13 protein-coding genes and 1 pseudogene are annotated in these 24,871 nt (G+C 66.6%); 9 read left to right on the top strand and 5 right to left on the bottom strand.

Features of this window, described 5'->3' with window-relative positions; all coding sequences use genetic code 11:
• Positions 1–471 precede the first annotated feature (471 nt).
• The 3 genes from AC1050_RS08160 to AC1050_RS08150 are packed head-to-tail and all read right to left on the bottom strand — an operon-like array spanning position 472 to position 5,777.
• A complete protein-coding gene (locus AC1050_RS08160) occupies positions 472–1,848 on the bottom strand; it encodes a hypothetical protein (protein WP_482386852.1) in 1,377 nt (458 codons plus the stop codon).
• Positions 1,808–3,958, bottom strand: a complete 2,151-nt coding sequence (locus AC1050_RS08155) for an ATP-binding protein (protein WP_482386851.1) — start codon at positions 3,956–3,958, stop codon at positions 1,808–1,810. Before AC1050_RS08155 ends, AC1050_RS08160 begins: the two co-directional genes overlap by 41 nt.
• Positions 3,951–5,777 (bottom strand): DNA cytosine methyltransferase, encoded by a 1,827-nt coding sequence (locus tag AC1050_RS08150; RefSeq protein WP_482386850.1) that lies wholly within the window; start codon positions 5,775–5,777, stop codon positions 3,951–3,953. The genes AC1050_RS08155 and AC1050_RS08150 overlap by 8 nt, the downstream gene beginning before the upstream one ends.
• Positions 5,778–6,346: 569 nt before the next feature.
• Here AC1050_RS08150 and AC1050_RS08145 point away from each other — a divergent pair.
• Positions 6,347–7,567 carry an aldose epimerase family protein gene (locus AC1050_RS08145; protein ID WP_482386849.1) on the top strand — a complete coding sequence of 407 codons (1,221 nt, stop codon included), beginning with the start codon at positions 6,347–6,349 and terminating at the stop codon, positions 7,565–7,567.
• 116 nt (positions 7,568–7,683) lie between these two features.
• On the opposite strand, the gene AC1050_RS08140 is transcribed toward AC1050_RS08145, so the two are convergent.
• Entirely contained in the window at positions 7,684–8,304 is a 621-nt protein-coding gene (locus AC1050_RS08140; protein WP_482386848.1) for a hypothetical protein, read from the bottom strand.
• Positions 8,305–8,538: 234 nt separating this feature from the next.
• Between AC1050_RS08140 and AC1050_RS08135 the strand changes: the two genes are divergently transcribed.
• On the top strand, positions 8,539–9,675 hold the full coding sequence (locus AC1050_RS08135; RefSeq protein WP_482386847.1) for a DNA cytosine methyltransferase: 1,137 nt from the start codon (positions 8,539–8,541) through the stop codon (positions 9,673–9,675).
• 75 nt (positions 9,676–9,750) lie between these two features.
• Here AC1050_RS08135 and AC1050_RS08130 read toward each other — a convergent pair.
• Positions 9,751–10,473 (bottom strand): annotated as a pseudogene (locus AC1050_RS08130) (NaeI family type II restriction endonuclease); the annotation flags it as partial.
• 158 nt (positions 10,474–10,631) lie between these two features.
• On the opposite strand from AC1050_RS08130, the gene AC1050_RS08125 reads away from it, so the two are divergent.
• The 7 genes from AC1050_RS08125 (at position 10,632) to drmB (ending at position 24,863) form a co-directional block, all read left to right on the top strand.
• Positions 10,632–11,081, top strand: a complete 450-nt coding sequence (locus AC1050_RS08125) for a very short patch repair endonuclease (protein WP_482386846.1) — start codon at positions 10,632–10,634, stop codon at positions 11,079–11,081.
• A 25-nt stretch (positions 11,082–11,106) separates the two neighbouring features.
• Positions 11,107–11,976 carry an NgoMIV family type II restriction endonuclease gene (locus AC1050_RS08120; RefSeq protein ID WP_482386845.1) on the top strand — a complete coding sequence of 290 codons (870 nt, stop codon included), beginning with the start codon at positions 11,107–11,109 and terminating at the stop codon, positions 11,974–11,976.
• A 71-nt stretch (positions 11,977–12,047) separates the two neighbouring features.
• Complete coding sequence (locus AC1050_RS08115) at positions 12,048–13,157, top strand: DNA cytosine methyltransferase (RefSeq protein ID WP_482386844.1); 1,110 nt, start codon at positions 12,048–12,050, stop codon at positions 13,155–13,157.
• A gap of 203 nt (positions 13,158–13,360) precedes the next feature.
• Positions 13,361–18,145, top strand: coding sequence for a sacsin N-terminal ATP-binding-like domain-containing protein (locus tag AC1050_RS08110; RefSeq protein WP_482386843.1), 4,785 nt, complete (start codon positions 13,361–13,363; stop codon positions 18,143–18,145).
• Complete coding sequence (locus AC1050_RS08105) at positions 18,142–19,935, top strand: UvrD-helicase domain-containing protein (RefSeq protein WP_482386842.1); 1,794 nt, start codon at positions 18,142–18,144, stop codon at positions 19,933–19,935. The genes AC1050_RS08110 and AC1050_RS08105 overlap by 4 nt, the downstream gene beginning before the upstream one ends.
• Entirely contained in the window at positions 19,928–23,158 is a 3,231-nt protein-coding gene (locus AC1050_RS08100) for a helicase-related protein (protein ID WP_482386841.1), read from the top strand. The genes AC1050_RS08105 and AC1050_RS08100 overlap by 8 nt, the downstream gene beginning before the upstream one ends.
• Positions 23,145–24,863, top strand: coding sequence for a DrmB family protein (drmB, locus tag AC1050_RS08095; RefSeq protein ID WP_482386840.1), 1,719 nt, complete (start codon positions 23,145–23,147; stop codon positions 24,861–24,863). Before AC1050_RS08100 ends, drmB begins: the two co-directional genes overlap by 14 nt.
• Positions 24,864–24,871 lie beyond the last annotated feature (8 nt).

Genomic DNA, 24,871 nt, shown 5'->3' with positions numbered 1-24,871 from the left:
ATCGTGTCGGCCACCTGGACATGCAGCCCTCGGCCTATCGCCGCGTCCTCGATGATGGGGTGGAACGAACGCACCGACAACGCCGACCCGCCTCGCCGCCTGACGCCTCTCCGAGTGCGAGCAAATCATGACCACTCACATCACACTGGTCGCCTGAGAGGATCCGTCACCAGTCATACAGCAGACCCGTTCGCTCTCGTCTGAGGCCGGGAACCTGCTGGCGAATCCACAGTCTTCTGCTCGGCAACAATCGTAACAACGTCGCACGTGCGAAGAAGCGACACACGCTCCGGCTGGTGGGTGGCAGGCGGATATGGACCGGGCCGCGTCCGACTGCGCTCTTGGCGCTGCGGCTCGCGGGCGTCAGGGCCAGCGCACGGGACGTGATGCCAGCCATCCTTGCTCGCTGCCCGACGGCGGAGCGTGCAGGATGGGACCAATGCGCTCGAGTTCCATGTCGCCCATGGACTATCACCCAATCGGTTTATCTCCCTTGGCCGCGAACCGGACAATGCCTGCCCGAGAACCATGCCGCGATACGGCGGACACAAGTTCTAGCAACAGCTGCTCCTTCATTCGCGCGATCGGCGTGAACGCAGCGGCCGCGGCCTCCCCGCGGACACGAACGAAGCGAGGATCGACGAAAAGCTGAACGATCTCACCGTTGATTAGCAAGTCAGGAGAAATCCATGAACTGGAGGTCGGCGTGAGGCTGTGCGTGTTGACACCCTCTTTGCACGGGATGACTCCGACAAGCGCGAATGGGATTGGGCCGAAAGTCTTCTGCGCGTAATCACAAGCCGCGCCGATCCGAATTTGCGCGACCGAAACCCCGGCGCGGTACTTCTTCCAGTCGGCTTGCACGCCCTTCTCGACAACGAAACCACGAAACTCGCCTTCATCCTTCAAGCCGAACTCAGACCAATCGAAGGATGGCTCGAGCTCGCAGATCGCCCCCCACTCGGTCGGAGCCACACGGTGATCACTATCGTGCCGTGCGATGTGCAGTTTGGTGTTCAGCAGGCTCGCTTGCGTCTTTGACAAGGGCGGCGCGGGCGTGTCGGCGCCCTGGAATGAGCCCGCCCAGTCTGCCTGAACGAAAGGCGCGTTCTGGAGGTGGTCTTGCAGGAGAGGCAGTAGTGCGGCTTGGACCGCTGCGCGGCGATCCGCATCAGCGTTGGGTTCGCCAACGGACTCCACGGCAAGTCGCCTGAGCAGTGTCGGTAAGGCGTTCGCGCTTTCAATCTCAGAGGCGATTGTGGTGACGTCAGCGAGCACGCGCCCAGCGGCACCCATGACTTCGGCCTCCCACTGCACAAGCGTGTTCATCGTTGGATGCAGGAGAAGGTGTTCGCGGATCTTCTCGCGCAGATTACCGCCCGTTTGTTCACCGGAGGTGTCATCGATGAAGTCGCTCTTAGAGAGTGGCATGATGGCTATGGGGCGAGCGTGCGGGGTGTCGACATAGAACCGCCTGCTCAGATACGCCTCAAGCTCCGACACGCGTTCGGGCTTGTCGGTCCACAGCACCAACAAGTACGGACCCCCAGTGCGTGTAATAACGCGGGTCAGAATCCGCTGGATCTCCGCGAAGTGTCGGTTGAAATCGCTACTCGCCGTGCGATCCTGGAGCTGCAAATCAATGAATATCGCGCGAACGCTACTAAATAGCTCGATCGGAACGTCGGCCTCCGGCGTGTACAAGACTCGCGCACACACTGAGCCGAGTGACTGCACAGTCTCGACGATCGCATCGAGATGCTTCGGGTTGTCATCGACGACAACGAATCTTGGCGGCGTGAACACTTCAACCCCTCGGAAAGACAAGTGCGAGCGCTGCCCCGTCATACTCAGGTCCAACGAACGTATCGTCCGGATCGACCATGCGCAGCGATCCACCGATGGTCTGCATAATCAAATTGACGTAGTAGAGTCCGACACCGATCCCGTCGGGACGTCTTGTGAAGAACGGCTCAGTGGCGTCCTCCAGATCGTCGGCGAACCCGGGACCGTTGTCGGCGATCACCAGCGCAGGGCCCTCGTATGTTGTTGTATCGACAGAAATCAAAAGTCTCCGCTCGAGCGCAGTTGACTCGTCCGGCCACCGCGAAGATAGCCAGTACACGCTGTTATCTATCAGGTTCGTGACGGCGCCGAGGACGAGACCGAAAGGAAAATGCGAAATCGGTGTCTCGCTTGATGCGCTTCTGTCTACCCGCAGTTCCAGAACAATGTCATGATTCCCGAGCCTTACCGAGTTCAAGTCGGCAGCACGTTCCGCTAGCGAACGCACGTCTTGGGTCGTTGACTCGCCCTTGCGCAGTAGGTCTCCAAAACTGTCCAAGACGCTGACGAGATCGCGAGCCTGCTGCATTGCCTTTTCCGGGTTCGCGCCGGCCCGGAGGGCCGTGTGCAGAAGGCGGACGCCATGGTCGATCTCGTGGTAGACGATGACTAGTGACATACCTGATATGCCGGCGCGAAGCATGATTTCCCGCATGTCGTCATAGGATTTCTGAGCTTTGGCGATCAGCGGGTCGATTTGCGTCGACAGGTTGTGCTTCTTCGCGAGTCGACCGATTTGCTTGAGCGGCTTCTCGATACCGCCGGAGAGCGAGTCTCGCTGCTTGCGCAGAAGCCGTCTGAGGTGCTGCTTGTCCTTATTCCTCTCCGCTTCGAAAACCGCGAGAACTCCACGGATCAGCGCGCGAAGCCGCGCCAGGCGCAAGCCTTCGACGAATCCCTCTCTATTGGTCTTCTCTTCGAGACCGGGACTCAATGCAAGGGACAGGTCAATTGCCCCGACCGCGATGTTATTGCTGATTCGCTTGGTTGGCGAGTTGACGCGGCGAATATCCAGACCGAGCCAGTCGTCTCCCGGCTCCCCATAGTTGTATACGCGAATTCCGTCGCGATACACGCGCAACCCGCCGCTCTCGTTCAGAAACTCTTGCAGCGAGGCGCTGTTGCCGATCTTCTCGATGACGTCCTTGTCCCGGTCATATACGAGCAACGTACCGCGAATCGGCCCGATGCCTTCCTGGTATTCGACACGGCTCCGGACAGCTCGAGGTTTTTTCGCGCCCGTCGCGTATACTTCTTGGTCGGTTTCGGGGAGGTCTTTGAGGTCGAGAAGAACTCCCATCTCCTCGCCGCGTGCGGAGCGCCCGGCGAGTACGCCCTTAAATCCTTTGAATTCGTAGTGCCATTTCATTCTGTTGTCGACAAGCTCGAACGTGAATCGCCAAGGTGCGCTATCGAGGAGGGTCTCTGTATCAGGTACGTCGTCCAGCCATCGAGCATCGTCCGGAAGCCGCAGCGAGGCGGCGAACTCGTCGGTGCGCTTAGAGAATGGGGATGAGATCGATGTGATCTGACGAAAGAGCCGTCGGACCTCGCCGCGGGTCCAGGGGCTGCCCCGCAACTCGGTCACCGAGACAACGGTCCCTTTTGAATCGCCTGTGAACACAAGAGGCGCCGGTCGCTGAACTATTACGACTTGAGCCTGGTCGAGAAACTCATTGGCCGCGATCGCGTCCCAGTCGATAGTGAGCTCGAACTCCGGCCCGTGTTCTCTGCGTGTGATGACCGAGACTCGGCGCCCCAGTTTGTGTACCGCGAAGCGACCGACCCCTTTTTCACCAAGTGGCATCCGGCCCTTGGCTGTGCGCTTGCCGCCCAATCTGGCTTTGGCTTTGTGGTCATGTCCTGGTACGAGCCAGACATCGCGAAGCGTCTCTAGCGACATCCCGTCGCCGTCGTCTCGGACCTCGATTGCCGCCGTATCCGTTTTCAGCCGGGACATCGTCACGACCGCACTCGTTGCGTCTGCGTCGTACGAATTCTTCACCAGTTCAAAGATCGCCAGGCGCGGGCTGCCGATCAACTGGTCGCCGAGAAGTTCGAGCAGCCGCGCTCGAGGCCGGAACCCAGGTCCCGGTGTTTCTTCGCTATGCATGCACACCCCTCGTTTCATCGCGTTGACTGATGCGGAGGCCAGCGACCCTGTCGGCGTCAGCCGAGGTCATGGCTCGAATCGCGGCCATTCGCAGGCCTGCGCCCTCCCCCGTGCCGACGAGTTGAGCCATTGCTACTTTGATGTCCGTGCGCTGGCCGCGCTGCTGCGGGGGGAGGTTGAGCAATCGAGCGACGTTGTCGGCGGTGCGTTCACTGATGATGAGCTCTCCCGCTCCCTGCAGCATGCGGCAGGTCTGGGATTGATTGGGCTGAAGTAATCTCATCGCGGCCGATACTGCATCGGGCTCGGCTTTCCCATGCGTCGACTCGACAAAGGCTCGCACGAGGCGTGCGCGCGCCGGGGTGAACTCGCTCTCGTCAATAGCTGCGGCGACTTGGTCTGTGACCGCAGTGATGGCGCGGACTGGCGCCAGAGCGGACTCAGCTTGTAGGGGACCTAGACGGTGGACTTCGAGTAGCGCGGCCAACGCCGACGCGAGGAGCGTCATGTCCGGCCCAGGGAACATCCACCACTGGTCCTCGCGTCGGGCAATTGCCCACTGCTCCAACGTTCGCCGGGTTGATGTTGGTCGATGCGCCAGAATCGCCGGGCCGATACCGCGCCTCATCGACGACGCAATAGCGAATCCGAGCAGAGGAGGAACCGCGTTACCGATCTGCCGGTACGCGTCGCTACGGGATCCAGCGAATCGGAAGTTGTCAGGGAAAGTCTGGATGCGAGCTGCTTCGCGAACCGTCAATGTACGATGCTCGCTCGGGTGGATGTACCAATATCCGTCCTTAGCAATGTGCGCGGTGATTGTCCGGCTGAGATCGTCCCATCCCAAGCGCTTGTACTTGTCATTGAAGGTGTCGGATCGGTACCTTCTGAGCCGTTCCGGAAGGTCGGCGTAGAGTGTCGTCTCGTCCATAAGTTCGAACGCTTCAAGGTCGTCGTCTCGAACTGGGCGAGTCATGTGATCATGAATCGTTCGAGCGATTTTGTCTCCGCGAAGCAGTTTCGCCAACTCGTGTGTCGGTTCGCTCTCATACGGAAGTTCGCGGGCACCCGTCGTGCCGTGCAGGCGGGGAAGGTCCTCGATTGCGTGCCGTACAGTCGGCTTTGAGGAATCTAGCTCGGGCCACTGAGGTGCGATTCCGTCATTTCGAGCCTGGAGGATAAACCGCTTTCGGTGCTGGGGAACTCCGTGACGCCACGCGTCCACTAGCCGGTAGTCGACGGCATATCCGGCGCGTTCAAGCGTGTCGGCAATTTCCCGGATGACCACGAGATCGTCGCCGATAGCCATGTCTGGGACGTTCTCCATCAGGACCACGCGAGGCTTTATCTGCAACACGACGTCAACAAAGGATCGCCAAAGTTCTTTGCGAGGGTCGACTGCGTCGCGTTGTCCACTGTCGACTAGATTGCGAATCTTTGCCAAGCCTGCCCTGCTGAACGGTTGACACGGCGGCCCGCCTGCAACCATGTCGATCTGGATCGAACCCAGTCGCTCGATGAGCGCGCGCACTTCATCGGGGTCTGACATGTCGACTTTGTGCGCTGGACCGCGAAAATTCGCACCATGTGTTTCGAGTGCCGCTGGGTCATGATCGGCCGCGGCGACGATCGTCCATCCGGCACTTTCGATTCCAGTTCCGAGCCCGCCGGCTCCGGCAAAGAGATCAATGGCCAGAGGGCGCCCGGATAGGCGCTCCGACTCACACCACTCGGCGAACTCCTCGTCCGAAGGGGCGTCGGGATGCCGTGAGAGAACAAGCGGCGTCGAGCGTTCGAGCTTGACGGCGTACGTCGCCACTAAGCGTGCTCCTCTGTAATGCGGGTTCGTGCAAGGCGGACGGGCGGCGCCGGGGCGGTCCTCGGCCAGGCGCTCCAAGACGGTCGTAGCGTACTTCCCACCAGGGACAGTCACGGCTGCTCCTGGGTCTCCTCACCCGTTCGCGAGCCACAGGTGCGTGATATTGGTCTCGGCTTGCCTTCGACACCTCACACTTCGCCGCGGCGGGGAACCTCAGGGGGTGAACGGGCTGCAGGGTCGTCAGCTTCGTGGGCATCGGCCGGGGCTCATAGGTTCTTGGCGGGAGCGTGGCGTGCGGACGGTGTGCACCGTCCGACCGTCGTGCAACTGTCTGTAGGATCGCGGTGTGGTTGCGGTGCCTACTCGTGGCGGATGAGTGACAGGGCTGGCCCGCGGCTTGGTGCGGGTTGTTGACCTTGGTGTGGGCCCGGTCATAGCGTCGAGCACGACCGCATCGCCCCTCCGGGCCTCCGACCCCATCCACGTCACGCGTCAGGGTCGCCGCGTCACGGGACACTGACGTCCCGGGGGCGACGCTGGCCGACGTGGACTGGGGGAGTCACATGCGCATGCGTTCACTCCGTCGCGGCTTCGCAGGGGCAGTCGCCCCGCTCGCGGTCGCCGCACTGCTCGTCTCCGGGAGCCCTGTCGCCCAGGGCGCTGACGACACCACCGACCGCTGGGGCGGTGACAAGGGCGGCGGGCACCACGACAGCGCCACCATCACCTCGGAGCCGTGGGGCACCACCGAGGACGGGACCGCCGTCGAGCGGTACACGCTCAGCAACAAGGGCATGACCGTCCGCATCCTCACGTACGGCGGCATCATCCAGACGCTCGAGATCCCGGACCGCCGGTACAACCCGGTCAACGTGGTCCTCGGGTTCAGCGACCTGAAGGGCTACCTCGACAACAACAACCCCGGCCCGTACTTCGGGGCGCTGATCGGCCGCTTCGGCAACCGCATCGCGAACGGGCAGTTCGAGCTCGACGGCAACACGTACAACCTGCCGATCAACAACGACCCGAACAGCCTGCACGGCGGCTTCAAGGGCTTCGACACCAAGGTCTGGACCGCGACGCCGATCCAGGGCAACCGCAGCGTGGGGCTGCAGCTCGACTACCGGAGCGTCAACGGCGAGGAGGGGTACCCGGGCAACCTCGACGTCCAGGTGACCTACACGCTGACGCGCGACCAGCGGCTCGAGATCCACTACACCGCGACGACGGACGCGCCGACGGTCGTGAACCTGACGAACCACACGTACTGGAACCTGCAGGGCGAGGGCACATCCTCGATCCTGGACCACCAGCTCACGCTGCCGGCCAGCCGCTACACGCCGGTCGACGAGACGCTGATCCCGACGGGCGAGCTCGCCGACGTCTCCGGCACGCCGATGGACTTCCGGCGCGCCACGGCGGTCGGTGAGCGGATCCGCGAGCCGTTCCAGCAGCTGCTGTACGGGCAGGGCTACGACCACAACTGGGTGCTCGACCGGCCCGACGACGGCAGCCTCGCGCTCGCCGCACAGCTGCGTGACCCGGACTCCGGGCGGACGCTGAAGATGTACACGACCGAGCCGGGCATCCAGTTCTACTCGGGCAACTTCCTGGACGCGACGCTCGTCGGCACGGGTGGTCACGTGTACCGGCAGTCGGACGGGCTGGCGCTGGAGACGCAGCACTTCCCGGACTCGCCGAACCAGCCGCAGTTCCCGAGCACGACACTGCGGCCGGGGGAGACGTACGACACGACGACGGTGTTCGACCTGTCGCGCGGGCGGCGCTGAACCTGCCGTGACCAGTGCGGTCAGGCCCGGAACGCTCCAGCGGGGCGTTCCGGGCCTGGCCGCGTCGGCGCCTGCGTGGCTCGATCGCGCGGAGTAGGCCGAGTGGGATCGCGCGCCTAGTATCCGAGGATGAGCAGTCCATTCAAGTGTCCCTGGATTACTTGCTGAGCATACATGGACGTGACAAGATTATTGTAAGTGTCGTACGGCTTCGTGTGGTGTGCGCGAAAAGGCACCACGAGCGCGAGATAGTCCACTTCTGGCAGGAGTAGGGATTCGACAATATCCTTCATGCCGCGATAGTTGGTCTCGGCCCCGCCGCCCTCGATCTCAACGAGAGTGAGTCGGCCATCGTCATCCATGTACACCGCGTCAGGCCGAACACTCTTGATGCTCTCGTCGCCTTCGCCGTAGAGGTATGGCATTGCGGCGTATTGTTCCCGCGTTTCGAGGTTCCAACCTGGGCGTAGTATGCGCGCGCGCTCAACGGAGTCGCTAACCAGCGCTTGTGTCAAGAATGGTTCTAGTGCCGCAGTGATCGCCTTGGTGTCGGTGGTTTCGCGGGGCCACCATTCGTCACGCAACCAAGGACCGAGCGACGTCAAGGCGTCGGTAAGCTGCCGCATCTCAGGGCGAGGCCGATTCGGCTGCGGGTAGTAGCGCCAAGCTGGCGGTCTCTGGTAGCGCACCTGGTTGGTGTACCAGCGGGAAATCGCACGGCGAGCAAGTTCGATCACCAGCTTCAGATGTTCACTCGATCGCGTGACGGGTCATCGCGCCGCCTCGCCCGTCCCGTTGGGCGGTGGCGCCAGTCCCTCTCCGACCAGGTCCCTCGCTGCATCGGGTCGGCGTACCACCCGATCGGGAGCGCGATCCAGGTCAGGTCGCGACGGGGGCCGTTGGCTCTTCGGAGGCGGAGAGCGACGCGTGTGCACCTCTACGTGTTGGTGGAGCCACGTACGATCGTCACCATGACCGGCATCCCCATGATCGACCTCTTCGCAGGCTGCGGCGGCATGACTCAGGGGTTCGTCGATGAGGGGTTCGAACCCCTGCTCGCCGTCGAGTGGGACCGAGCAGCTGCGGCCACGTACGCGGCGAACTTCGGCGAGGATCACGTGATCGCCGGCGACATCGCCCAGGTGCCGACCGAGCAGATCCCCGAGGCGCGAGTCGTCATCGGTGGCCCGCCTTGCCAAGGGTTCAGCAACCTAGGGCTGAAGGATCTCAACGACCCCCGGAACCAGCTGTGGCGCGAGTACATGCGCTTCGTGGCCGCCGCCAACCCTGAGGTCTTCGTGATCGAGAACGTCGATCGCTTCTCCAAGAGCCCCGAGTTCCAGATGCTGCTCGCCGAGCAGGACCACGGTGCGCTCCAGGGCTATGAGCTGACCCACGCCGTGCTCAACGCGGCGGACTACGGGGTTGCGCAGAGGCGGAAGCGAACGATCGTCATCGGATCTCGAGTCGGCAAGATCGAGATGCCGACGCCGACTCACGCGCAGAAGCCGGTCGACGGCAGCGGGCTCGCTCCGTGGCGGACGCTTCGCGACGTGATCGGTGGGCTCCCCCTGGACCCCGCGTCGACCGAGCTGCCCGCGTCGACGACGACGTTCTTCGGCGAGCCGATGCCGGGCACGTTCAAGGCGCGCGACATCCACATCAAGCGCAACCCGCTTCCCAAGAGCCGAGAGCGCTACTCGTACGTGCCGCCGGGCGGGGGACGCTTCGATGTGCCGACGGATCTGCTGCCGCGCTGCTGGAGGGAGAAGCCGACGGGGACCACGGACGTGATGGGGCGCGGGCGCTGGGACGCTCCGTCGGTCACCATCCGGACCGAGTTCTTCAAGCCGGAAAAGGGCCAGTACCTCCACCCGCAGTGGGAGCCGGCCTCGGTCCAGGACCCCGAATCGCGGTGGATCAAGGGCGACCTGTCCCGCAGCGTGGACCGCGTGATCACGCACTACGAGGCGTCACTGATCCAGGACTTCCCCAAGGATTACCAGTGGGTGGGGACGAAGATCCAGATCGCGCGGCAGATCGGCAACGCCGTGCCTGGAGGGCTGGCCCGAGCGATCGCTCGTCGGATCAAGCCGTACCTGATCTGAGCCGTTCGCGAGCGCGGCAGGAGTCAGCGCCACCCAAGCATCACCAGAGATGTCGAAGCCGCGAGCGGCCGCGGTCTCGAGGTCTTCCTTCCACGTACCGCACAGCAGCGTGAGGCCGTGCCGCTGCGATACGAGCGGCTTGGCCTGACGAGCTCGGCGCATGGGATCGCGATTGCCGGAGCACACCGTCTCGATCGATGACCGCGGGATGACGACGTCGGGCAAGAAGCCGAAGAGCTCGGTCAAGCGCTCGGTCTGACCAACCCGCGGGGCGAAGACGATGTCGAGCTGCGAGCGCGTCAGTCGTTTGAGCGGCTCCGGCGGGAGTGGCGTCCAGCCGAGCAGTGGGATCGCGTAATGAGTGAGCGCCGCGCTGACGATCCCGCGCTTCCCATCCTTATTCGCTCCCTCTCGAAGCCAGGCTCGATGGGTGCGCATGAGGAACGCCCTATGCCGTGCCCTCCCCGCGTCGACCTGGAGCAGCACGCAGATCTCGCACTGCCCCTCCGTGGGAATCATCCAACCCGACCGCACGGTTGCCTTGAGCTCTACGGGAACTCCGACGATCGTTGTGTCGAGCGGCGGCTCCTTGACGAGCTTCAACTCGTTCAGTACGCGGTACTGGAGTTTGGTCCCGACCGAGGCGCGCTCGTCGGAGTCGACATCGGGGCTCATCAAGTCGAAGCGGCCGGTCCGAGAGCCGTCCAGCACGTACTTCACGGCATCGTCGACGGCACGGGTGAACGCGCCCTCGAGCGGGGACGGTGCGAGCCACGCGAGAACCTGCTGCAGCTGCATGTCCTCGTCCGGTGCCACGAGAACGTGGGGTGCTCGTTCCCTTCCCGGCCGCGGGTCGGGCGTGCAGACATGTCCAGGTGCAGCCAGAGGCGCCTTTGGCGTCGGCGGGATCGTCACGACTGGACCGTATCGGACAGAGACCGCGAGACGATGGGACCATGAAGACCGACGCGGTGACGAGCGCCCGGATGGCGCGAGTCCGGAACCGCGACACGGCGCCAGAGATGGCGGTTCGGCGCGAGCTCCATCGACGCGGTCGCCGCTTCTTCGTCCAACGAGCGGTGCTCCCCGGGCGCCGCCGGCCAGATCTCGTCTTCCCGCGCCTCCGCGTCGTCGTCTTCGTCGATGGGTGCTTCTGGCACTCGTGCCCAGAGCACGCGACAAGGCCCAAGACAAACTCCGAGTGGTGGGCTGAGAAGCTCGCCCGGAACGTCACCAGGGACCGGCAAGCCGATCTGGACCTGGACCGCGCGGGCTGGCAAGTCGTGCGTGTCTGGGAGCACGAGTCCGCCGCGGACGCGTCCGATCGCGTCGAGGCGGCGTTGACGCAGGCGGAAGCCATCCGGGTGACGTCAGTGGCGCGAAGCACACATAAGCGGCAGACGTGACGGCCTGTGGGGTTACGGTCGAGACGTGCCCGCGTCATTCGTGAAAGACCTTTGCAAGTTTCGCGCCAACGGAAAGCCCAATACGTCGGACGCTAGTGACAAGCTCAGCGTTGCTGTGGGCGAGGAGCTCTTCCGAGTGCTGGGTGTGAGCACCGCTCGCAGTGCAGGGAAGGACGTCCCCACCGGAGGTGAGTTCGCTCGCTGCGTCGCTGCCGACCTGGCGTCGAGGTTCCCACTGGAGTCCGGGACAGTTGTCCTCCCCGAACGCAAGCTCTTCGAGTTCGACCAGTACCGACACGTCGGAGCATTGCGCGGCTTCGAGCCAGGGCGGTCGACGGAGTTTGTCAGAGCTTGGAGTCGACTGACACGGCAGGCGCGGGAGGGCGCGACCGGCGCCGCGCTGGCACGTATCGAGACTCTCATCGGAGACGTGGAGTCCGTGATCGACAACGAGGCCGAGCACCTGACCAGCCTGCTGGCCCAGGTGGGCGACGAGTCCCTGCTCGGGCTCGACCTGACCGTCTCTCGAGCCGTCGAGAAGCCCAGGCGACCGCAGCTCGCCGTCGGTCTATCGCTCAAGTGGTCCTTGCGTACAGACCGAGCGCAGGACTGCCGATCGCAAGGTGCCAAGATGTCGGCGCTCCGGAGAGGTCGGATGCCACACTTCGGCGTCGTCACGATGGAACCTCGCCCCTACATGCTCAACCTGCTGGGCGGCGGGTCCGGAGATGTCGACTGCGTCTATCACCTCGACCTGCCCGCGTTGACGGCTGCGGTCGAGACCGTGTACGTCGGCCCGAAGCGCACGGCTGGTCGCGATCTCTTCCATCGACTCGTCGAGCAGCGGCGCATTCGCGATTACGACGAGCTGGTGGCCGAGATCGAGGCCGTGTGATTGGCGATGTGCTTTGCGCTGGCGGCGAGTCCGACCCAGTTCATGGGGCTGCCATCTCATACGATCGCGGCGTGCAGAGAGCCCACCCAGCCGACTCAAGGGTTCCGGAGGATGAGGACGGTCTTGAGGCCAGACGACTCTCGGTGCTCGATCTCTTTGCCGGCGCCGGTGGTCTGACCCAGGGCTTCCACGAAGGAAGCAACAGATTCGCCACCGTTCGCGCGGTGGAGCTGGACCGGGCCGCAGCCGCCACGTACGCGGAGAACTTCGGCGATGTCGTCTTCGCAGGTGACATCGAGAGATGGCTCGACGAGGAGCCGACGCCCTCGGCCGATGTCGTTCTTGGCGGGCCCCCATGTCAGGGGTTCTCGATGATCGGCAAGCGCGACCCGTCGGACCTCCGGAACACACTGTGGCGGCCGTACGTCGAGGTGGTGCGGCGGGCGATGCCGCGTGCGTTCGTGATGGAGAACGTCCCTGCGTTCCTCAAGTCGGGCGAGTACGCGGCGTTCGTCGAGACCTTCGCCGGAGGTGAGCTCGCGGACTTCGAGATCCGGGCGGCGGTGTTGAACGCCTCCGACTTCGGAGCTCCACAGGTGCGTAAGCGGGTGATCGTGATCGGGGTGCGCCGAGATGTCGTGCATCCTGGGCACCCGCCTGCTCGGATCGGGCCACGGCGGACCGTGCGTGAGGCGCTCGACGGCATTCGGCCGTTCGCGGGAGACCTCGCTCTCCCGCCGCGTCGCACCACGTTCCGGGGAGGATGGCTCCCCGGGCCATTCAAGGGGGCTGACCTTCACATCACGCGCGCCTGGAGCGAGCTCTCGTTGCAGCGCTTTCGGTCGGTCCCGTATGGGGGTAGCCGGCTCGATCTCCCTGACGACCTGAGCATGGACTGTTGGCGCAATAACCCTCGAAGCGCCAGCGACGTGATGGGGAGGCTCGAATGGGACAAGCCGTCGGTCACGATCCGTACCGAGTTCTTCAAACCCGAGAAGGGCCGGTTCCTCCACCCGACCCAGCACCGTGCGATCACCCACTGGGAAGCCGCGCGGCTCCAGGGCTTCCCCGACGACTACCGATGGGTCGGCGACCGCGCACAGATCGCTCGCCAGATTGGGAACGCGGTTCCGGTCCGTCTGGCAGCAGCGATCGGGACGCACCTGGCGCAGGTTCTCTGACTTGGGTGTAGCCCAAGCGGGTGAAATCAACGCGGGTTGAGCGCTGCTCCGTTCGAGCAAGCCCGCATGTCGCCGATGAGTGTCGGTGGGGAGACCTACAGTCCGATCCAGTCGACGGCGCTCATCGGGGCGTCTGACCAATGACGATCATCGGGAGCGCAGCGGTGCCGAGTTGGATGCCTGGACGGACGATCCTGGCCGCTGTGGTCGAGGGACAGACAGAGACCTGCCTCAACGTCTACCGCGAGGATCCGGCCCGGATCCTCGAGGACGCCAACAACGAGGCAAAGATCTCGTCGGGCGGCTACAGCACCCGGCAGCTCGAGGAGCTCGTCCAGAACGCCGTCGATGCTGCGCGTGCCGGAGGTCACCGCATCGAGGTCGTCCTCGGTCGAAGCGCGCTGTACGTCGCGAACGACGGCGCGCCCTTCGACGAGCGGGGCATTCGTGCGCTGATGGCGTCGGACATCTCGTCCAAGGACGAGGCGCAGGTCGGCCGGTTCGGCATCGGCTTCAAGTCGGTGCTTGCGGTGTCGGACAGCCCGCGCATCTACAGCACGTCGGTGTCCTTCGGGTTCGACAAGCACGAGTCGGAGGGGATCCTCCGCGCCGCCGGCTTCGAGTCCCGGGCCTACCCCACGATGCGGACGGCGAGCGTGCTCGACCCCACCGTCGAGCTCGACTCGGACCCGGTCCTCGCCGAGCTCAAGGACTGGGCCTCGACGATCGTGGTCCTTCCGCTTCGCGACGACGAGGCCCACCGTCTCCTCTCGGCTCGTCTGGACCTGTTCCGGGACGAGTTCGTCCTGTTCTCCCCGCACGTGACCCGCGCCGCGCTGCGCAACGAGCACCAGATCCCGATCGACGAGGCGCGACAGCTTCGCGGGCTCGGTCTCTCGCCCGAGGAGTCGAAGCTCCTGCAGGCCAAGCAGCCCGCGCCGAGGCGTCGCCTCGGCGTCAGCGAGATGGGTCCTGGCGTCTACCGCGTGCAGGTCAACGACGATGCCGTCGACTGGGCCGTGGCTCGGACATCGCACACGCCGAGTGTCCGGGCGCGCGCGGAAGGCTCCTACGCTGCGGGCCGCGAGACCGTCGAGGTGTCGTATGCGGTCTGTCTGACCGCGGACCGGTACGACGTCGGACAATTCTGGGCCTACTTCCCGACGGCGGATGCCACCACGCTCTCCGGCATCGTCAATGCTCCGTGGAAGCTGTCCGACGACCGGAAGCACCTGTTGCGAGGGGCCTTCAACGAGGAGCTGCTGACGCAGGTGCTCCCGACGCTGGTCTCGCGGGCGTTCCGGGCGTTCCAGGGGACGGATCGCATCGCGGCGGTGCTGGACGCGATGCCCGCACGAGGGGACGAGCCGCGCAGCGACGCGGACGACATCATCAACCGCCCGGTGTTCGACCACCTGCGCAGGGAGCCGGCGCTCCCGGACGGCACGGGTGCGTTGAGAGTCGCCGGCGAGCTGCGATGGCTCGGCGGCGACACCCTCGGACGTAACTCTCCCGTGCCGATGGCGTGGCTCGAGCGGTGGCGCGAGGCCGGCGGTCACCTCGACCGCTGGGCGCACCCGCTCGTGTACACGACCCCGGAGCGCCGCCTGAAGGTGCAGCGTCTGATGAGCGCGCCGGGTCTTCGGGAAGCGCCTCGTCCTGCCGGAGTCGACACGTGGCTGGAGGACCTGGTCGAGGACGGCACCGTCGACGAGTGCGCCGCCGCGATCGAGCTCGCTGCGTGGCTCCTCGACCAGGCGGAGCACCTCTCGGATCGTGACGCGTCGCGCGTGATCGGAGGGACGATCCCGCGCGCGAAGATCGTCCGGCTCGAGGACGGGTCCCTGAAGGCAGCGACCCGCGGCCGGGTGTTCGTCAGGGTCGACGGCGAGGACCGGCCCGGCGTCGACTTCGTCGACCCCGATCTCGTCGTCCGGCCGGGGGTCAAGGACGGCCTGGCGCGACTGGGCGTCGTCCTGATGGACCGCACCGGTCAGCTGCATGAGCTCCTCGCACGAGCGCAGCAGCCCGGGGCGCTTCGGGAGCCGAAGACGGTGTGGCCGCAGATCTGGGAGATCCTGCGCGAGATCCCGCAGGAGACCGCGCTGTCGATCCTGCGCGCGGACCTGAACTGCCGGGACTCGCGCGAGCTCACCCTTAAGATGCGGGTGAGAACGGCGTCGGGTCGGTGGGTGTACCCCGGTATGGCCTTCCTGGCCGGTGACATCGTCCCCGCCGACGGTTCCCGTGACCGGGACCACCTGATCGACCCTGGCTACCACCGGGAGGACTCGGACATCCTCCGCGAGATCGGTGCGGTCGAGGCACCGACCTTCCGTCATGTCGAGATGCCGCGCGAGGACTGGTTCTCGGCGTACGGCGACGACGTCAAGGGCAGGTTCATCGCCGACCAGGCCGGCTCGAAGCCGGATCGCGACTACGTCGTCGTCGAGGGTGGAGAGCCGCTCTGGCCCCTGCAGATCCTCACCGAGATGACCCCCGAGGCTCGAGTCGCGGCGACCGCACGGATCATCGCGCAAGGGCTTCCTGCGGGGCGGACGGTGCGCCACCGGAGCAACGCCAGCTACGGCGTCAAGAAGGTGATCTCGCCGGAGACGTGGTTCCTCCGCAAGTACGGGCTCCTCCCGACCTCGTTCGGCCCGATGCGGCCCCGGAACGTCCTCGTCGCGAGCGACGAGGTGGATGCGGATGTCCTCCCCGCGTACGAGGGTTCGGCACAGCTCGCATCCGCTCTCGGCCTGAAGAAGGACCCTGCGAGTGTCACCGCGGAGGACTGGGACGTGCTCAAGCGCATCGCCGACACCTGGTCGGACGGTGAGTCCGACGATCGTCGCCGGGCCGCGTTCTACGTCTGGACCGCGGACTCTCTCCGGCCGGAGACGATCCTGGTCCGGGTGGGCCATCGTCGCGTGATGGTCGAGCCCAAGAACGTGGGGATCACCGACGACGACGGCGTCTACGAGTCCATGCTCGAGGCGCAGATTCCGGCGCTTCGCGTCGTGGACGACGAAGACGTGCAGATCTTCGTCGAGAACTGGAAGATGCCGCTCGGCCGCGATCTCCTCCAGGAGGAGATCGCCGTCGAGACCTCGGGCGAGGCCGAGTACCTGACGGACCTGTACCCGCCGCTGAAGCTGCGACTGGCGATGGAGGACCGCGAGGTCATGCTCCAGCCGTGCAGTCGGCTCGAGCGGATGATCGCGACGCCGCAGGGCCAGAAGGCTCGCAGCATCGCCGCGCGTCGCGAGGGGGACACGATCCTCGTCACCGCGAGCGACCCCGCGGGCAAGCTGCAGCAGATCTCGGATGCGCTCGGACTCGGTCTCTCCCGGCAGGACATCGCGCGCGTGTTCGAGCAGATGGCCGAGACCGCAACCAACCAGCTCCGACACCGGGTCAAAATCGCAAGTGACGACGACGAGCGGCTCCTGACCGCGGTCGGGCTTGAGCCGCTCCGGCGGATCGTGCCCGCCCAGGCACTGGAGGCGTTGGAGAAACGCCCGCAGGAGACCGAGCCGCGTGAGGTCGCGGCTCTGGCGCGGGCCGTTCACGGCGTGGCCGTCCTCAAGCAGTTGCGGAGCGCGCTCGAGGACGCCCGACTGGAACCGCCGCGGGAGTGGAGCGGGCGTCGGACGACACGCCAGTGGGTCATGTCACTGGGCTTCCCCGCGGAGTGGGCGGGCTTCCCCTCGTCCGACCGGCCCGCCGTCGAGGTGATCGACGGGCCGGCCGTCCTCGGCGACCTGCACGACTACCAGGAGCAGGTGACCCGCAACATCGCGGCGATGCTGCGGGGCGTCGGCAGCGATCGGGGGATGGTGTCGCTGCCCACCGGCGCCGGGAAGACCCGCGTCACCGTCGAGGCGCTGGTGAATGAGATCAACGCGGACACGGTGGACACCGGGCGTCCGCTGATCTGGATCGCTCAGACGGACGAGCTGTGCGAGCAGGCGGCAGAGACCTGGACCTATGTGTGGAGGGCGATCGGACGGTCGGCCTCGATGCGCCTCGGGAGGTTGTGGGCCGACAACGAGGTACCGGAGGAACCGGGAGTCTTCCAGCTGATCATCGCGACGATCGACAAGCTCGACTCGATCGCCAAGCGCACCGGCGACGAGTACGAGTGGCTCCGTGACCCGTCCGTCGTCGTGATCGACGAGGCCCACACGTCCATCGCGCCGAAGTACACGCAGGTCCTGGAGTGGATGGGACGAGGTGGTCGTGCGCGCGACACGGCCCGCGCGAAGCCGTTGATCGGACTGACAGCGACCCCCTTCCGCGGTACGTCGTCCGAGGAGACGGAGCGGCTGGTCAGGCGCTACGACGGCAACCGGCTGGACCGCGGGGCGTTCCGGAACGCGGACGACCCGTACGGCGAGCTCCAGGACATGGGCGTCCTCGCCCAGGTACGCCACCAGGTGGTCGACGGTACCGACGTGGAGCTGACGGTCGAGGACGTCGCGGAGATCGACAAGTTCCGACGCCTGCCCGCCGCGGTCAACGCACGGCTCGGCGCCGACCTCGCCCGCACCGAGCGCGTCGTCGACGCGATCGCGGCGTTGCCCGAGGACTGGACGACGTTGGCGTTCGCCCCCTCCGTCGAGAACTCCCGGGTCCTCGCGGCGCTGCTCTCGCACCGGGGCATCCCGGCTGTCTCGATCTCCGCCGACACCGAGCCGGCGGCGCGTCGGCACTACATCGAGGAATTCAAGGCCGGCCGGATCCGGGTCCTGACCAACTACAACGTGCTGACTCAGGGCTTCGACGCGCCGAAGGTGCGCGCAGTCTTCGTCGCACGACCGACCTTTAGCCCGAACGTGTACCAGCAGATGATCGGCCGCGGACTGCGCGGACCCAGGAACGGCGGGTCCGAGGAGGTGCTGATCGTCAACGTGCGCGACAACTTCGAGAAGTACGGCGATCTGCTGGCCTTCAACGAGTTCGAGTACCTCTGGAACCGCCGGTGAGCGACCTCGAGCTGGACGACGCGCAGCGTGACGCGGCCGAAATCGAACCGGGTGAGCGCCAGGTCGTCATCGCCGGCCCCGGCTCGGGCAAGACGGAGGTCGTCTCACGTCTGATCGAGCACCTCGCCGAGGAGCAGGACGTCGACGCGACGGACGGCATCCTCGTGATCTCGTTCTCCAACGCGGCCGTGTTCGCCGCCGACAGGCGCCTCCGAGCACACGGTGTCGGGCCCGTCGGCGTGCAGACCATGGACTCGCTCGCAGGGGAGATCGTCCGCGACCTCGGGGACGAGGACGTGGCAAGTCTCGGCTTCGACCGCCGGGTCGCCCTCGCGACCCGGCTGCTGGCCACCGAGGGGTGGGACCGGCTCGACGACCTCGAGCACCTGGTCGTGGACGAGGTGCAGGACGTCGTCGGCGTCCGCGCCGACTTCCTGATGGAGCTGCTGCGCCGGCTCCCGGCCGAGGCCGGCTTCACGCTGTTGGGGGACCCGGCCCAGGGGATCTACGACTGGCAGCTCGCCGTGGACGGCCCCGCGGCGTCGAGAACCACGTCCTCCCAGCTTCTGGCGTGGGCAGCCGACCTCGACGACGTGCGGCGCAAGGAGTTGACAGGCCAGTACCGCGCGAGCTCGCGCGACGCGCGCAAGGTCGTCGAGCTGCGCAGCTCGGTCCTCGCCTCCGTCGGGACGTCCCCGCTGGAGGAGCTGTTCGCCGGGTTCGTCTCCGTGTCCTCGGTCGTGGACGTCGTCGAGCACGCGCGGTCCTGGACCGGGACGACGGCGTTCCTCACCGCCAACAACGGTCAGGCGCTCCTGGTGGCGGGTGCCGTCGCGGACGCCGAGGCGCCCGTGGAGGTGCGGCGCAGTGCTCAGCAGCGGGTGCTCGCGAGCTGGATCGCGCGGCTGCTCGCCGACCACCCGACCGCGGGCATCACGTCGGACGAGCTCGAGAGCCTGGCCTCGGAGAGGGCGCCGGACGTCGATCCGGCGGTCCTGTGGCGTGCACTCCGGTCCGTCGCCGGGGGACGGGGCCGTGAGGTCGACATCGCCGGGCTCGCCCGGGCGTTGAAGCGGCCGCGGCCCATCGCGCCGGACTTGATCGAGCCCACGCACGCGCGCTTCATCGCCTCCACGGTGCACCGGGCCAAGGGGCTCGAGTTCGATAATGTCGTGTACGTCGACTTCCCGGACAAGCCCTGGCTCGAAGCGGGCGCCGACACCGACCGTGCCGGCGAGCTCCGGACGCTGTTCGTCGCTCTGTCGAGGGCTCGCGACGTGCTCGCCCGCGCCGGCGGCCCCGACGACCGCGGGCTCCGGAGTCTCACTCCGCGTGGCGACGGGCGACGGCGGTGGTACCTGGGCGGGCGGTCGAAGTGGATGACCCTCGGGTTCGAGCTGCAAGTGGACGACCTCGATCGCACGGCTCCTCCGGGCGACGGACAGGCCACTCAGGACTACATCGCCGGGTCGGTGCACGCGGGCGACCCGTTGGACCTCGTGCTGGATCTCTCCCGGTCCACTCTCCACCTCCCGGTGTGGGAGCTCCGGCACCGAGGGCTGGCCGTCGGGCGGACCTCGGATGTGTTCGGCGAGTCGTTCGTCGCACGGGTCGGCACGTTGGAGAAGAAGAAGCGCGGGTGGCCGGGACTGAGCGGCGCACGCGTCGAGAGCGTCGCCACCGTCTCCGGTGACCTGCAGCCGAGCGGGACGGGCCGTCACGGCCTCTGGTTGTCACCTGTGTGCGCGGGGATGTTGCGGATCGACTGGAACGGAGAGAGCGATGGCTGACCTCGACCCCTGGTACCAGGCGCGCGAGCACATGGTCGCGTCGGTGCGAGCCGACCTCTACGGCAGTGCTGCGGACGAGCTGCTGAACGAGGAGCCGCTCGAGCGGTTCATCGTCGGCATCCTGCACCCCCGCGCGAGCGCAGGGCCCGGTGCGGCGGTGGAGGATGCGAATGACACGCCGGAGGTCGAGTCCGGTGCCGCGCCCGACGCCGACTACGACCCCGGCGTCGCCTTCGCGCACCTGCGGTATCCGTCCACCATCGGGCTGACGTTCGGTCTGCAGGAGTCGACCCACGCACTCCGTGTGGGCGTTTCTGCGGATCGCTACGAGCCGGCGGAGACGGAGGAGGGCGGTGACTCGAACGAGGGCCCCGCCACGCGCGCTCGCACCCAGCGCATCGGGCGGTGGCGCCGCGTGCCCACCGGGCAGATCGACATCGAGATCCCCGTGCTCCCGGGTCGATCGACGACGCACCCAGTGGCCGAGGGGCTCGTCCTCCGATCGGTCGTCCGCCCCGCCCGTGACAGGGTCGTGAACGTGACGCTCGTCCTCGTGAACTCGACGCCTCGACCCGAGAAGGGACGCGTCGACCACCTCTGCTGGTTCCGACCGGAGATCCGCGTCCGCACGGTCGAGGGCGCCTTCACCGACCGGCGCCCGGACCACGTGCTCGCTTACCTCGACGACGACGAGCGCAGCGGCGAGCTGCTCTACCGGGAGCAGCGCCACCTCGCCGTCGGACACGGCGTGGCCGTCGCCTGGGACGAGGGCGAGGAGGTCACCCAGGTCTCCACCACGTTCTTCCCGCAGCACGACCTCCGACTGGCGAAGGCCGAGCGCGACGACGTGCCGGGGCTGGAGATGCGGGAGCTAGCCGGTGCCGCGGACGTCCCCTCCCTCGTCCGACCGCTTCGCGAACTGGTCGACGTCTACGAGGGGTGGATAGTCACCCAGGAGCGCAAGCCGCGGGACGAGGGCATGCCCGCCCACCACGTCGAGACCGCACGACGTCACCTCGACGACGCCCGAAGGGCCGCGGGTCGGATGCACGCCGGGATCGCGCTGCTCGAGTCGGACGCGATGGCGCGGAAGTCGTTCCAGGCGATGAACGACGTCATGCAGAAGCAGCGTGCGCAGCAGGAGCTCGTCCGCACCGGCAAGCCGGGAGCCATCGGAGTCTGGCGTCCGTTCCAGCTCGCCTTCATCCTGCTCAACCTCGAGGGTCTCGTGGATCCCGCGAGCGAGGACCGCGACATCGCGGACCTCCTGTGGTTCCCCACCGGAGGAGGCAAGACGGAGGCCTACCTCGGTCTGATCGCCTTCACACTCGTGCACCGACGGCTGCGCGCGGACGGCGACGACCGCATGGGCGCGGGTGTCGGCGTGCTCATGCGCTACACCCTGCGGCTCCTCACCCTGCAACAGTTCGAGCGCGCGGCCGGGCTCATCTGCGCGCTGGAGGACCTGCGCGAGCGCGACGACGACCTCGCCCGCAAGGCGCCGTTCTCGATCGGTCTCTGGGTCGGCCAGGGAGCGACGCCGAACTCGGTCGACAACGCGGCCAAGGCTCTGCGCAAGCTCGCGAGGAACGAGGACGCCGGAGACGCCGGCAACCCGGTCCAGCTGCTGCGTTGCCCGTGGTGCGGACACCGACTCGGCCACGCCGACTACGACGCGGACACGAAGGCCGGGCGGATGACCGTCCGCTGCCCCGACCTCTCGTGCCGGTTCCACCAGGGATCGGGCCTGCCGGTGCACCTGGTCGACGAGGATGTGTACCGGGAGCGTCCGTCTCTCATCATCGGCACCGTCGACAAGTTCGCGATGCTCGCATGGAACGAGGCAAGCGGCCGCCTCTTCGGACGCGGCAGCGCGAGCAGCACCGACGCCACGCCGGACCTCATCGTCCAGGACGAGCTGCACCTGATCTCGGGTCCGCTCGGCACGCTCGTCGGGCTGTACGAGACGGCGATCGACTCCCTCGCCACCGATCCCGACACCCACGCGCGCCCGAAGCTGGTGGCGTCGACGGCGACGATCCGCCGCGCCTCCGAGCAGGTCGGTTCCGTGTTCAACCGCGTGGCCAACCAGTTCCCCCCAGCGGGAATCGACGCCGACGATTCCTTCTTCGCCGTCGACGCGTCGGCCGAGGAGAAGGGCACTCGTCGCTATGTCGGGTTGATGGCGCCCAGCACCAGCCACGCGACGTTGCTCGTCCGGACCTACGCCGCGGTGCTCCAGGGGGCGGACGACCTCGATGCGTCGGACGAGGTCCGGGACGCCTACTGGACCCTGCTCGGGTACTTCAACAGCCTGCGCGTGCTGGGTGCCGCGTACATCCAGTCCATCGACGACGTCCCGGACCGGATCAAAGTCGTGGCCAAACGCCTGGGAAGTGAGCCGCGGAAGACACGCGACCCCAGGGAGCTCACGTCCCGCAAGCGCTCCAGCGAGATCCCGCTCGAGCTCGAGCGTCTCCAGACCTCGTACCCGGACTCGGACAGCCCGGACGTCGTCCTCGCGACCAACATGATCTCGGTCGGCGTCGATGTCGACCGTCTCGGTCTGATGGCCGTCATGGGACAGCCGCAGACGACCTCGGAGTACATCCAGTCGACGAGCCGCGTCGGCCGTCGGTACCCGGGTCTCGTGTTCACGCTGTACAACGCGGCGAGGTCTCGGGATCTCTCGCACTTCGAGTCCTTCACGTCATACCACCGCGCGCTGTACAAGCAGGTGGAGGCGACAGGCGCCACGCCGTTCGCGCCTCGTGCGCTCGACCGGGGCCTTCACGGCCTGCTCGTCGCTCTGGCCCGCCATACGACGACCGGGGCGGCCGCGGACAAGTCGGCTCAGGTGCCGGTGGACTCGGATGCCCTCGATGACGTCGCCCGTGTCATCACCGACCGTGCCGCCGCCGTTGCAGGGCAGGAGACGGCTCGCGCCGTCGAGCAGGCGCTCCGCGAGCTCAGGGAGGCGTGGGAGGACGGGGAACCGATCCAGTACGCGAACTGGAAGGGCCTGTCGTCCGTCAACGCGCTGATGGTCCCCGCGGGTACCTCGCGGACGGACGAGGCCGGGGAGCCGTTGGCGGAGTCGTTCCCTCCCGTCGACACCCCGTGGCCCACTCTCACGTCTCTGAGGAACGTGGACCGAGAGAGCACGCTCCGGATCATCCCGACGAAGAAGGCGAAGGCAGGGACCGACGATGGCGGCAATTGACAAGCCCAAGGCCCGGCAGAGCCAGCTCGTCACGACCTACGGCGTCGGCTCGCTCTTCCCTGCCGGTGATCAGAGCTTCATGATCTGCGGGATCGACGAGTGGGAGGAGAACTCGTGCGCGGAGATCGCCGAGCCGAGGCTCGCGCGGTCTCTCGCCGTGAACACGTTCCGAGCGCCGGCGACCGGGAAGAAGTCCGGCGACGTACCTGCCGTGCGCTTTCCGGCGTACCACTACTGTCCGAACTGCCGGCGTCTCGACTACTTCTGGAAGTTCGACGCCAAGAAGATGCAGTGCACGGACTGCTCGCTGGATCTGACGCCGTCGCGGTTCGTCGCGTGCTGCGAGAACGGGCACATCGAGGAGTTCCCGTACTTCCAGTGGGTGCACCGGGGGAGCGGCGTCGTCGGCGGAACTCACCGGATGAAGCTCACGACGCGAGGCGCCTCCTCCTCCCTCGCGGACATCGTCATCTCGTGCTCCTGCGGGGTCGCTCCGCACGACATGGACGGCTCGTTCTCTGCCGGAGCCCTCCGCCAGATCAAGAGCTGCGGAGGGAAGCGTCCGTGGCTCATCGGGGCCGACGACGAGTCGTGCGAGAAGCCGCTGCGTGTGCTCCAGCGGGGTTCGTCCAACGTCTGGTTCGCCTCGGTGCGTTCCAGCATCTCGATCCCGCCGTGGTCGAGCCCCGCCGCCCGATTCGTGACCAAGAACTGGGCGGTGCTCGAGCACATCCCCGATGTCGCGCTCGATGCCGTCGTGGACTCGGCGATCAAGGGGCAGAAGGCACCCGGGCTCACCGCCGCGGACGTCCTCGACGTCCTCGCACGACGTAAGGGGCTCGACCCGGATCACGTTCCGACGGACGCCGAGCTGAGGGCCGAGGAGTACCAGGCCCTCATCACCGGGAACGAAAAGGGCTCGCACGACAACTTCGAGTGCCGAGCGGTCGACGTGGACGCTGCGCTGAGCGGGCAGGTGGCCCAGGTCTCCAAGGCGACCCGACTGCGCGAGGTACGGGCGCTCGAAGGGTTCACCCGAGTCTCCTCGATGCCGACCGAGCAGACCGCGCCGCGCACCGCCCGGCTGAGCCTGCAGCACCGCGACTGGCTTCCCGCGACGGAGGTGCTGGGCGAAGGCATCTTCATGCGTCTGGACGAGAGCCTGGTCGCCCGGTGGGAGGGGACGGCGGCAGCGGTACAGCGGCAAAGTGAGCTCGCACGGTCGGTGGAGCGACGCGCGGCAGAGTCGGGAGCCGAGGCCCCGGAACCTCCGACGGCCCGGTTCCTCGCGATCCACTCACTCGCCCACGCGCTGTTGCAGGAGCTCAGCCTCGACGCCGGCTACCCGGTCAGCTCTTTGCGAGAGCGGGTGTACGCCGAGGAGGGTCAGGCCGGAATCCTGATCTACACCGCGTCGTCGGACGCGGCGGGCAGCCTCGGAGGGCTCGCCGCACTGGCAGAGCCCGGTCGCTTCGCGCACGCCTTCACGGCGGCGGTCAGCCGCGCGGGCTGGTGCTCGAACGATCCGGTCTGCTCCGAGTCGGGACCGTCGGGTTCTGACGGTCTGAACCTCGCCGCGTGCCACGCGTGCCTCCTTCTCCCGGAGACGAGCTGCGAGCACCGGAACGTGTACCTGGACAGGGTGACCGTGGTCGGGACCATCGAGGACGCGAGCACGGGTCTGGTGGCCGGTCTCGTCCCGTGACGGCATCC

The organism is Cellulomonas sp. NEAU-ZC6 (assembly GCF_056844425.1).
Note: the sequence above shows the minus strand (reverse complement) of the source record. Positions and strands in the feature narration are given on the sequence as shown.

Coding starts and splice junctions, on each gene's coding strand:
- AC1050_RS08160 (WP_482386852.1), bottom strand. CDS start 1,848: ATGACGGGGCAGCGCTCGCACTTGTCTTTCCGAGGGGTTGAAGTGTTC.
- AC1050_RS08155 (WP_482386851.1), bottom strand. CDS start 3,958: ATGCATAGCGAAGAAACACCGGGACCTGGGTTCCGGCCTCGAGCGCGG.
- AC1050_RS08145 (WP_482386849.1), top strand. CDS start 6,347: ATGCGTTCACTCCGTCGCGGCTTCGCAGGGGCAGTCGCCCCGCTCGCG.
- AC1050_RS08135 (WP_482386847.1), top strand. CDS start 8,539: ATGACCGGCATCCCCATGATCGACCTCTTCGCAGGCTGCGGCGGCATG.
- AC1050_RS08125 (WP_482386846.1), top strand. CDS start 10,632: ATGAAGACCGACGCGGTGACGAGCGCCCGGATGGCGCGAGTCCGGAAC.
- AC1050_RS08100 (WP_482386841.1), top strand. CDS start 19,928: ATGGCTGACCTCGACCCCTGGTACCAGGCGCGCGAGCACATGGTCGCG.
- drmB (WP_482386840.1), top strand. CDS start 23,145: ATGGCGGCAATTGACAAGCCCAAGGCCCGGCAGAGCCAGCTCGTCACG.